This is a genomic window from Arthrobacter sp. TJ-270 (assembly GCF_058269075.1).
In genome coordinates this window covers 80,318-90,262 of the sequence record NZ_JBZCNB010000010.1, presented here as the reverse complement: position 1 = coordinate 90,262, position 9,945 = coordinate 80,318, and the positions used below count along the sequence as shown (strand labels likewise).

10 protein-coding genes are annotated in these 9,945 nt (G+C 60.5%); 6 read left to right on the top strand and 4 right to left on the bottom strand.

The annotated features are described in order from the left end of the window. The first annotated feature begins 365 nt into the window (after positions 1–365). Together AC4D2M_RS15865 and AC4D2M_RS15860 are read left to right on the top strand one after the other, a co-directional pair. Entirely contained in the window at positions 366–617 is a 252-nt protein-coding gene (locus AC4D2M_RS15865) for a helix-turn-helix transcriptional regulator (RefSeq protein ID WP_490892863.1), read from the top strand. A 35-nt stretch (positions 618–652) separates the two neighbouring features. Continuing rightward, positions 653–964 (top strand): hypothetical protein, encoded by a 312-nt coding sequence (locus tag AC4D2M_RS15860; protein ID WP_490892862.1) that lies wholly within the window; start codon positions 653–655, stop codon positions 962–964. A 222-nt stretch (positions 965–1,186) separates the two neighbouring features. Here AC4D2M_RS15860 and AC4D2M_RS15855 read toward each other — a convergent pair whose 3' ends face one another. Next, positions 1,187–2,536 carry a hypothetical protein gene (locus tag AC4D2M_RS15855; protein ID WP_490892861.1) on the bottom strand — a complete coding sequence of 450 codons (1,350 nt, stop codon included), beginning with the start codon at positions 2,534–2,536 and terminating at the stop codon, positions 1,187–1,189. A 138-nt stretch (positions 2,537–2,674) separates the two neighbouring features. Continuing rightward, positions 2,675–3,856, bottom strand: a complete 1,182-nt coding sequence (locus AC4D2M_RS15850) for an IS30 family transposase (protein ID WP_490892860.1) — start codon at positions 3,854–3,856, stop codon at positions 2,675–2,677. Positions 3,857–4,059: 203 nt separating this feature from the next. Between AC4D2M_RS15850 and AC4D2M_RS15845 the strand changes: the two genes are divergently transcribed. Continuing rightward, entirely contained in the window at positions 4,060–4,671 is a 612-nt protein-coding gene (locus AC4D2M_RS15845; RefSeq protein ID WP_490892859.1) for a recombinase family protein, read from the top strand. 56 nt (positions 4,672–4,727) lie between these two features. Beyond that, positions 4,728–5,666, top strand: a complete 939-nt coding sequence (locus AC4D2M_RS15840) for a hypothetical protein (RefSeq protein WP_490892858.1) — start codon at positions 4,728–4,730, stop codon at positions 5,664–5,666. A gap of 212 nt (positions 5,667–5,878) precedes the next feature. Here AC4D2M_RS15840 and AC4D2M_RS15835 read toward each other — a convergent pair whose 3' ends face one another. Both AC4D2M_RS15835 and AC4D2M_RS15830 read right to left on the bottom strand, forming a co-directional pair. Beyond that, positions 5,879–6,505: a response regulator transcription factor gene (locus tag AC4D2M_RS15835; RefSeq protein ID WP_490892857.1), complete on the bottom strand. Its 627-nt coding sequence runs from the start codon at positions 6,503–6,505 to the stop codon at positions 5,879–5,881. Next, positions 6,502–7,683: a sensor histidine kinase gene (locus AC4D2M_RS15830; protein ID WP_490892856.1), complete on the bottom strand. Its 1,182-nt coding sequence runs from the start codon at positions 7,681–7,683 to the stop codon at positions 6,502–6,504. Before AC4D2M_RS15830 ends, AC4D2M_RS15835 begins: the two co-directional genes overlap by 4 nt. A gap of 167 nt (positions 7,684–7,850) precedes the next feature. Here AC4D2M_RS15830 and AC4D2M_RS15825 point away from each other — a divergent pair, with 167 nt between their 5' ends. Together AC4D2M_RS15825 and AC4D2M_RS15820 are read left to right on the top strand one after the other, a co-directional pair. Next, the gene (locus AC4D2M_RS15825; RefSeq protein ID WP_490892855.1) at positions 7,851–8,918 is read left to right on the top strand and encodes an FtsX-like permease family protein; all 1,068 of its coding nucleotides are present in this window, start codon (positions 7,851–7,853) and stop codon (positions 8,916–8,918) included. After that, the gene (locus tag AC4D2M_RS15820; RefSeq protein ID WP_490892854.1) at positions 8,915–9,607 is read left to right on the top strand and encodes an ABC transporter ATP-binding protein; all 693 of its coding nucleotides are present in this window, start codon (positions 8,915–8,917) and stop codon (positions 9,605–9,607) included. Before AC4D2M_RS15825 ends, AC4D2M_RS15820 begins: the two co-directional genes overlap by 4 nt. The last annotated feature ends 338 nt before the right edge of the window (positions 9,608–9,945 follow it).

The window sequence follows — 9,945 nt, the reverse complement described above, 5'->3', positions numbered from 1 at the left end:
GTTCTTCCTTGCTCCGCCAGGGCTCCGTCTTCCTTGCTCCGCCAGGGCTCCGTCTTCCTTGCTCCGCCAGGGCTCCGTCTTCCTTGCTCCGCCAGGGCTCCGTCTTCCTTGTCGCCCGACGTTTTGTGGAGGGTGGGGTCTTCAAACTTCTGATGAGGCGCTCCGCGCCTCAGATGACATGACGGCTGCGCCGTTCCGTTTCGGCTGTTGAAGGTACTGTCCGCCCTTCTCTTGGCAAGTCTCCGCCGGCGGCTTTCGCGGCATATCCTCACTCGCTTCGCTCCCTCCGGTATTCCACGGTCCCCCGACTCCAACTTGCCAATTCACTTCGCGGCCAAGTGATGACGGCGTTGCCGAAAGGAACGGTGGCAAAGATGAAAGCGAGACGAGCGATGTATGGGTTAGTGACGCCACGCCAGGTGGCTCAGAAATACGGCATCAGCATGATGGCGCTGGCCTCATGGAGGCGCCGGGAGATCGGACCGCCGTTCTACAATCTCGGACGCAAAGCAGTCCGTTACGACATGGCCGACGTCGACGAATGGTTCAACGATCCACGCAACGCGCACCTACCACTTCCCAGTGAACGAAGAAACACACCCATGCCTTGGCAATAGCGGACCACCAGAATCGACACAGATAGGGTTGAACCATGGGAAACATCAGCATCGAACAAACACAACAACAAGCACGCGCACTCCTCGACTCACGCATCGAATCCATCACCGCCCTGGTCAAAGCCAGGCAGCGCGTAGCTGACCTCAAAGAACAGCTAGCCGAAGCGGAACGCGAAGACAAGCGCGCCTACGTCCGGGCAACCAAAGACGGCTGGAGCACCGACGAACTAAAGAAGCTCGGACTCGAAAACGGGGCCGCCGGCCGCCGCCGCGCATCCAACCGCAAAGCGGTGGAGACCTTTCCCGCAGCACACGATAACGGCACGACGGACAGTTCGCAGAGCTGACGGCCAACCAGGGAATATCAATGGGGAATTTGAACGCTCCGATAACGAACCAGTGCGCTCACTCTGACTCGACTGAAACCAACAGAAATACTGTGAGGCCGACTGGTCAGGGTTCTTCAGGGCCTCACAGTTCCCATCTCGACGGGGACGCAGCCATCCTATCTGGCTGACGTGACGCTCTTCAGGTTCTTACACCACGCGCGTCAACGACTGGAACCTTCATCAGCGAGTAATTGCTGTCGACTGCGGCTCTACCTCCAGACCAAAGTGATCCGTGTCGTTGGTGAGAGCAACTCGTTGCACCCCGGCGGGTAGACGTATGCCGAAACCGTCTTTCCGAACTCGGATTTCATCCAGCGAAAGGGTTGCGAGGTTGCCCATGGTCGTCTCATCAAGCGACAAGTTTCTAGTGATGCACGCGCTAATATCGAGCATCTCCATGAGGCATCGGGAGAAAGACATACTTTGCAAGGATTTCGAGCCATTAAGAATCAGGCTGGTTGTCATAACCTCGGAAAAGTAGAGCGATGTCGCGGTCACATCCTCGAAGAATATTTCACCGCTCACCTCGCATCGCTGCATGGTGCAGGACCCGAGAGACGCGTCGATCCCTGTCAAGTCACCATCGACGTAGCAACCGCTCAACGATAATTTCCTACCGAAGTACGTGTTCGTTAAGTCCAAGCTGAAGCCTTTGTCCGCGATCACTAGGTCGTCCAAATTTGCTCTAGACAACCTTAGAAACGGAGGTGACTGATGTCCCCCTCGCACACTTTCGGCACTTGGTAGCAGCTCTGGCAGGAGCTCGGCGCATGTACGGCGAACTTCTCGTTCTGCATCGCGAGCGTCACGTGCAGTCCCATCGGGCGGAACCCACCCGGTCTTACCGAAGGGTAGAGGTGACGTGTCGCCGATATCCCGATCAAGATCGGGGTGATGGAATGGTTGCCGGAGATACGCGCAAAAGACTTCCAGTATCGTGCTTAGCCGCTCGGGTTCTGACAGGGCGAGCCTATGCAATGAGTGAAGTGCGCCAACTCGAACAGGGGCTGCCGAATCCCCAAGGTGCTTCACCGCCGCCGAGAAGCGGTCATCGTTAGCGGTCAAGCGAGCACGCTCTTGAATTTCGTCATGGTGTCGCTTCGCCTGGCGGACGGTCTTGTTGTTTATCCGCACCCCCGCGGCAGCCGCGCCGGTCGCAAGGAGCGCAGCCACCACGACACCTAATGCCTGTCGCACACCATTTTGAGCCGCTGCCGCTGCACTTGCGGCTTGTACCCGCAATCCGGCGGATGCCGGATCCGCACATTCACCGTCAACGATAGTTACTTGAGAAGAGGACTTGAGTGGGAACGGGATCAGCCCGTTGGGGTTGAATGAATCCGTCGGTGAGTCCGATTGTGCAGCCTCTACGCACGGGGCGGAAACAATGACCTTCTCGAATGCTTCGGATGGGTACAACTTGGAAGGCAGGAAGAGAAGCGTCCATGCAGCTACAGCAATTAGGACCAAGATGGCCGTAATCATCCAGCCCATTGATCGGTCCTGCTTTGGCGCTGCTATCGAATCCACCTACTGAGGCTAGCGCTAACTCTCAACATCCTCACGCCCATGTATCCGACACGGCAGATGCGGGAGATCCGGTATGTGACGCCAGCAGGTTTCGCAGATCAGTGGCATACTCCAACGTCTCGCAATCGTAGGGCGGTTTCAGATGGTCGTCGCAACAGACGGTTTCGATGGGTCTAAGAGTAGCTTTTCGAGTGCTGCGGCGGGCGTGATGCCGTCGAGGGTTCTGCGGGGTCGCTGGTTGAGTTCGGTGGCGACGTCGAGGAGGTGTTCGGGGCTGTGTGCGTTGAGGTTGGTGCCCTTCGGGAAGTACTGGCGCAGCAGCCCGTTCGTGTTTTCATTCGACCCGCGCTGCCACGGCGAGTGGGGGTCGCAGAAGAAGATTGCCATGTCAGTCGCGACGGTGACCTCGCGGTGGCGGGCCATTTCGGTGCCTTGATCCCAGGTGAGTGAACGGCGTAGGTGCGCCGGCAGTGTGCTGATCGTGGCGACGAGGCCGTCCCGGACGTTCTCCGCACTGTGCCCGTCCGGTAGGTGCACCAGCATCAAATAGCGGGTGGTTCGCTCAACAAGGGTGCCGATCGCAGAACCTGACGCGGACCCGACGATGAGATCACCTTCCCAATGCCCAGGCACTGCCCTGTCGGAGGCTTCAGCGGGACGCTCACTGATCAGGATCTTGTCCCTGATGCGCCCTTTCGAGGTAAAGTGCAGGCCGCGGGGCTGACGTGCAGCCCGGCCCGTTCGAAGGTGTTTATGCAGGTCAGCGCGAAGGTGCCCGCGGCCCTGGACGAACAGAGACTGGTAGATCGTTTCGTGGGACACCTGCATTTCCTCCCGCCCCGCAAACACCCGGTTCAGGTCATCGCTGACTTGTTGCGGCGACCAGTTCTTCCGCAATCGTTCCTCGACCACAGCGACCAACCGGGCGTCGGTGAGCTTGCCGGGCTTGGGCCTGCAGGCTCGCTGATCACACCGTTTCTGCGCCGCGTAAGGACGGTAAGCGCCAGTACCAGGCCTGCTGTTCCGGCGCAGCTCCCTGGAAATCGTCGATGGTGCCCGGCCGAGTTCCCTGGCGATATGACGAACGCCCGCGCCGGTCAGGCGCAGGTCCGCGATCTTCAACCGGTCGTCCTGGCCCAGATACCTACCCGAGCGAGGCCGCTCCGCAACAGGGAACCGGCCTCCAGCTGCTTTGATCCCCCGATAGCCCTGAGTCCTATGCACCTCCACAGCCTCACACGCTGCCCCGGCGGTGTAGCCCTGCCGGAGGAGCTCCCAGAACCGATCCTGTCGATTCCTCGAAGCCTGATTTCCTCCCATAGCAACACCTCATCAAATAGGTGTTGCGACGACCCCTTGAGGCCAACGTAGGGTTGCAAAACACTAGGACGAGACAACCCCACTCCCCTGCCACTACGACTCCCTCTATGTCTTGCTACCCTGTCTCCTAAGTGGGGTATCTAGTCGTGACTGAGAAGTAGGTTGCGAGACAATTATGGGAGCAATCGACATAGAGGAGCCGCATGGGCAAGCTCATCGGGTACGCGCGGGTATCGACGCGCGTCCAGGACACCGATCGGCAAGTTGCCGATTTACTCTCCGCCGGCGTCCGCCGCGATGACCTGTACATCGACCACGGCGTCAGCGGTGCTCATGCGCGACGGCCCCAGTTCGACAAAGCCCTCGACGCACTGCATGAAGGTGACACCCTGATCGTCACCACCCTCGATCGCCTCGGCCGCTCCACTTCCAACATGCTCGCCCTGGCCGATGAACTTCGAGCTCAGAAGGTGAACCTGCGAGTCCTGAACCTCGGCGGCGGGAACGTCGACACTGGCACACCCATGGGATCCATGGTCTTCACCGTCATGGCTGCCCTCGCGCAGATGGAGCTCGAGATCAAACGCGAACGCGTCAACGACTCCAACACCAAACGCCGCACCGCCGGCTTAGACCTCGGCGGACGACGTCCGACTTTCAGTGACAGCCAGATCGCCAACGCCCGCCGCCTCATCGAGCAGGGTAAACCCGCTTCCCACGTCGCCCGCGACCTTGGCATGTCGAGAGCCACCCTGTACCGACGAATTGCCAACCTCGAGGCCAAACAGTGGGTTACCACCTATCCGGCCAGCTGAAATGTCACCGCCTACTCCTACATTTAGTCTCAGAACCCATGTAACGGAGAACTCTTATGCGTCCCACTACCGCCCTCCCCGGCCTCGCCATAGCAATCACGCTTCTCCTGAATGGTTGTTCCACAGGCTCTGAGGCAGAAGCGCCGCCCACCACGGCGGTCGATCCTTCCCCATCTGCTTCAGCCGAGGAAACCCCGGCCACGTATGAGCTAGGCCAATCATTTACAGCCACAACGTCCTACGGGGCGGAACTGACAGTGGAAATTCCCGCAGAGGGACCGAGCGATGTGGAGCAATTACGCGAAGACTTACGCATTCCGCCGATCAGCTACGCGCACGTCGGCATCGATAACAGGAAGGGGACCGAGGACGTGTCCGTCTACCTTGTCACTATCTACGATGAGGACGGAACCGCCTACGAGTTCCAGGACCTTTCTGTGTACCACGTGGCTGACTGGGGCCCGCACTACACCGATGCTCTCGGTGGCGTGGAAGGCAAGTACGGCTACACCCTGACGGACGGTACGGTGCTCGAGGAGCCTGTAGGAGATGACCTCAGCAGGCGGTCTACTACCCTTCACAACCAGTACCTGAACGGCACCAATGCTTCCAAGCTTGAGGTTTCTACCGGTTGGCTCGCCTCGACTACCACCGAATTGCCAGGACGAATCACGGGCATCACCATTCAACCCAACGGACTGGGGGAAGAGATTCCGATGACGCCAGGCGGGACTATGCCCTCCGTGCAAGCTACCCAGGCCCCGAGTGCAGAACCCGAAACGACGACTCCCCCAGCACCAACAGACAGCCCTGAAGCTGACTCGGAGCAAAAATTCACGTACGAGGAAGCACTGGCCGCACTGCAAAACGGAATGCCTTACTACGAGGCCTTCTGTCTGCGCTACGAGCCAACCACAGACGCCGGTCGCTCCCAATGTGAAGGCATAGAAGTCGGCACTGTTGATCCAGTAACCGGGGAGTACATCGGAGGCTGAACCTACGAAAGGACGCCGACGACGAGCTCGTGTTGGGGCGAAGGGCCTAGATGTCTGCACATATTCGTTGCAAAAGTCGCTAGAAGACCCTAACGCCACGCAGATATGTTGGCTGCGGCGTGTTGCGTGTGGGTGTGCCCTAACGCAACATGCTCTCGACTTTGTAAAAGCCCGCACCGAGATCGATCGATTGTGGGGTCCGGTTGGACGAGCTAACGCAGGATCCCTTTGGTACGAGCGGTGGCGACGGCGGCGGTGCGGGATGTGACGTCGAGTTTGGAGAAGATGTGGGAGAGGTGTGATTTCACGGTGGGTTCGCTGATGTGGAGGCTTACAGCGATCTCATTGTTCGAGTGTCCTGTGCTGACGAGCTCGAGTACCTCGATTTCACGAGTACTGAGGCTGATACCCGGGGCGCGGAGGCGGTTGAGGAGCCGGGAGGTGATGACGGGGGCGAGTGCGCTTTCGCCGGCGGCAGCAGCCCTGACCGCGGCTACCAGTTCGTGGGGTGGAGCGTCCTTGAGAAGGTAGCCGCTGGCGCCGGCTTCGACGGCGCCGAGAATGTCAGCGTCAGAGTCGTAGTTCGTCAGTACCAGAACGTAGGGAGGGGCTTCGAGGGATCTGATGCGCCGTGTGGCATCAGCGCCGGTGGAGGTCGCTCGGGCTCCGAATTGGAGGTCCATGAGAACGACGTCGGGACTGTCCCGCTCCGCGGCAGCTACAGCTTCGTCGGGGGAGGCCACCTCGGCGATCACGTCGAGGTCGTCCTCGAGGCTGAAAAGGGCGATCAGGCCGGCGCGGACGATGGGGTGATCATCGGCAATAACGAGCCTAATCATGCTGCGTCCTGAAGTGAGAGTTCGACAGTGAGACGGGTTCCGCGCCCAGTGGCAGCGTCAAGGGTTAGAGTTCCGCCGAGCTGTTGCACGCGCTCCTCGGTGGCTTGAAGTCCGAAGGAATCTGACGTGTGTTCCTGTGTGAGTGCTTGTGGGTCAAATCCTGTCCCGTCGTCGAGGATCGTGAACCGCAGAACGCTGTCATCAATAGCGAGTGAGATCGTGGCGGTGGTCGCGTTCGCGTGTTGCAGGACGTTCGCGATTGCTCCTTGGGCTATCCGTAGCAACGCGGTCTGTAAGTGCATCGGCAGGACGACCGTGTCCGATACGCGCACCCGCACCTGGAGGCCCTGGGCAGCCCATTGGGTGGTGGCGAGCCTGCGCAGGGCACCTCCCAGCCCGTCGTCGTCCAGGTTTGGTGGGGTCAGCTCCCGGATGAACCGGCGCGTGTCAGCGAGGCTCGCGGCAGCAGTTTCGCGCGCCAGCTGGATGTGTTCGACTCCGGGCCGGTTCAGGTTTAGTCGCTCGGCTGCGTGCAGCAGCATCTGGATACTGGAGAGCCCCTGCGCGACGGTGTCATGGATCTCCCGTGCCAGACGGGCACGCTCTGCGAGTACTCCTGCTTCGTGCTCGGTCGCGGCGAGCTGATCTCGTGTCTCCAGCAGCTCTTTGACGAGTGCTTCTCGCTGCTCCGCCTCACGGGCGAGGGCCTGATAGCCAAGTCCGATCAGCAGGGCCACCCCTGCGCCGACAAAGGGACCGACGACACCGCCAACGGTCCAGCCGCTGTGGATGCCCAAAGCGCAGACCACGACGAGGGTCGACACTATGATTGCCGCTGTTCCCCACCTCCTGCCTAGCAAGTGCAGGTAGAGAAAGAACAAGGCAAAGGCCAAATACGCGGCATCAGGGCTGAGCACCAACAGGACAAGCCACACCACGGACAGGACACCCAACCAGGCCGACGCCAGCGCATTCGGTACTGGGCGAGCAGGTCGAAGCACTACGGCCCCGAGGCAATACACCCCTATCAGGACGACCGTCAGGACGATGATGAGCGCACTGGCGTCAGACGGGACAATCACGGCCCGGGCGAGGACCACGACGGCCAGGACGATGAACAGGGCATGCAGGCCGGTGCGGAGGCCCCGGAAAACCGGGGTCAAAGCAGTGTGGGCCATGATCTGAATGCTACGCCCGCAACAGGGCCGGCTCATCGTTCGAAAGTACGACCAGGGAACCATCCCTTCGATCAGCAGAAAGCAATCGGGAGACCGATGAACGAGCAGCCCCGAAACGGAAGAGTTAAACCTGTCACCGAATCCGGTGGCAGGAAAGGGAAAACACCATGTTCGTCGCGTTACGCGATCTTCGCTTCGCCCGGGGACGATTCGTCCTTATCGGTTCCGTCGTTGCTCTCATCACTGTCCTTGTCGGTTTCCTCAGCGGCCTCACCGGTGGCCTAGCCACCCAGAACATCTCGGCAGTCCTCGCCCTCCCTGCAGACCGGATCGTCTTCTCAACCCTGAACAACGGTGCTGAGCCGACGTTCTCCGACTCGACTGTGACCGAGCAGCAGGCCCGTTCCTGGGCGGCAACGGCAGGCGTCAGTACAGCCGAACCGGTGGGGATCAGCCAGACCCGCGCCGAGACCGGCACCGCCCGTGCGGCGGTAGCCGTGTTCGGAGTTGAACCGGGATTTGATGCCGCCGCTCCCGCTGGGGACGGGCTCCTGTCACTGTCAGAGCCTGCAGCGAAAGACCTCCAGGTGGTGACCGGTGACAGCGTCACGATTGCAGGTACCCCATACATCGTTGAGACGATCAGCGGAGATGACTGGTACAGCCACACCCCCGTCATCCGGATGACCCTGCACGACTGGCAGTCATACTCAGCAACCACCGGCAATCCCGATGCCTACGCCACCGTCCTCACCGTTACCGGCGAACCTGACTGGGCTGCCGCCGACAGCGCCCATGCCACCATCTCCAAAACCACCCTCGCCTCCCTGACCGCCCTGAGCTCGTTCCGGTCCGAAATCGGCTCCCTCCTGCTCATGGTCGGCATGCTGTTCGGTATCTCCGGACTGGTCATCGGAGCGTTCTTCACCGTGTGGACGATGCAGAGAAAGGCTGACATCGCGGTCCTCAAAGCACTCGGAGCAAGCACCCGTTCCCTCATCCGGGACGCCCTCGGACAAGCACTCATCGTGCTGCTCCTGGGAATAGGCCTCGGCCTGGGGATAGTCGCGCTCCTGGGCACTCTCGCCGGTTCCGCGCTGCCGTTCCTGCTCAGCCCACTCACAACAGCCCTTCCGGGCTTCATCATGATCGTGCTCGGACTGGCCGGGGCAGCGTTCGCCCTGCGCTCTGTCACCTCCGCCGACCCCCTCACTGCCCTAGGAAGTAACCGATGATCCGCCTGAACAACATCACCCTGACCTTCCCCGATGGGGACAGCACCATCACCGCCGTCGACCACGTGAACCTCGCTGGCCACCCAGGAACGGTCACCGGCATCACCGGCCCCAGCGGATCCGGGAAGTCCAGTCTCCTCGCGGTCGCGGCAACACTCATCCGGCCAACCTCCGGGCAGGTCCTCATCAACGACGTCGACGCCACCCAATTGACCCAGAACGAGGCTACAGAACTACGGCGCAACAGCATCGGCATCGTCTTCCAGCAGTCCAACCTTGTTCCCTCTCTCACTGCGCGGGAACAACTGGTCGTCATGAACGAACTGGGCATACGGCATAGCAGGAGCAATCGCGCACAGGCCATCACCCGCGCTGGTGATCTTCTGGAAACGGTAGGCCTCGCTGATCAAGGCGACAAGCGGCCCCACCAGCTCTCTGGCGGGCAACGCCAGCGCATCAATATCGCCCGGGCACTGATGAACGATCCCAGTGTTCTCCTTGTCGATGAGCCCACGAGCGCTCTAGACCAGGAACGCGGTGCCAGCATCATCGAACTGATCCTGCGCCTTACCGACGAACTGAACACCTCAACCCTGCTCGTGACCCACGATCTCGTACACCTGCCCAGCATGCACGGATCGGTCAACCTCGTCGACGGACGCCTCGTTGATATGGTTTCTGCCGCCTGATGCTAGGGCTGGCACTGACCGAAGAAGCCTGCGGGGCCTGGAAAACAACTCACATCCCGCGTGCCGGGCGCGCGGGATGTGAGCTGGTTTAGTGGGAGACCGCAGCAGGGATGACGCAGCGGGCGGACAGTAACTCCTCATAGGAGCACACTTCCAGCAACCGAGCAGGAGGTGTGCTCCTCGGGTGCTTCCCGAAACCCAGGAGAGAGCTTCAACCTCCGGGGCGTTCTGTCACTAATGAAGCCGTAAACTCGAATGTCTGTGCAACAGTTGAAGTAGAAGGTAGTCAACCTGACCACGCCAGACACAATTTGACCGACAACACTGGTCATCCTGAC

Bases quoted from the DNA above. Each gene is read 5' to 3' on its own strand.
- AC4D2M_RS15820 (WP_490892854.1), top strand. From the start codon at position 8,915: ATGATCCGCCTGAACAACATCACCCTGACCTTCCCCGATGGGGACAGC.
- AC4D2M_RS15860 (WP_490892862.1), top strand. From the start codon at position 653: ATGGGAAACATCAGCATCGAACAAACACAACAACAAGCACGCGCACTC.
- AC4D2M_RS15830 (WP_490892856.1), bottom strand. From the start codon at position 7,683: ATGGCCCACACTGCTTTGACCCCGGTTTTCCGGGGCCTCCGCACCGGC.
- AC4D2M_RS15835 (WP_490892857.1), bottom strand. From the start codon at position 6,505: ATGATTAGGCTCGTTATTGCCGATGATCACCCCATCGTCCGCGCCGGC.
- AC4D2M_RS15825 (WP_490892855.1), top strand. From the start codon at position 7,851: ATGTTCGTCGCGTTACGCGATCTTCGCTTCGCCCGGGGACGATTCGTC.
- AC4D2M_RS15840 (WP_490892858.1), top strand. From the start codon at position 4,728: ATGCGTCCCACTACCGCCCTCCCCGGCCTCGCCATAGCAATCACGCTT.
- AC4D2M_RS15845 (WP_490892859.1), top strand. From the start codon at position 4,060: ATGGGCAAGCTCATCGGGTACGCGCGGGTATCGACGCGCGTCCAGGAC.
- AC4D2M_RS15850 (WP_490892860.1), bottom strand. From the start codon at position 3,856: ATGGGAGGAAATCAGGCTTCGAGGAATCGACAGGATCGGTTCTGGGAG.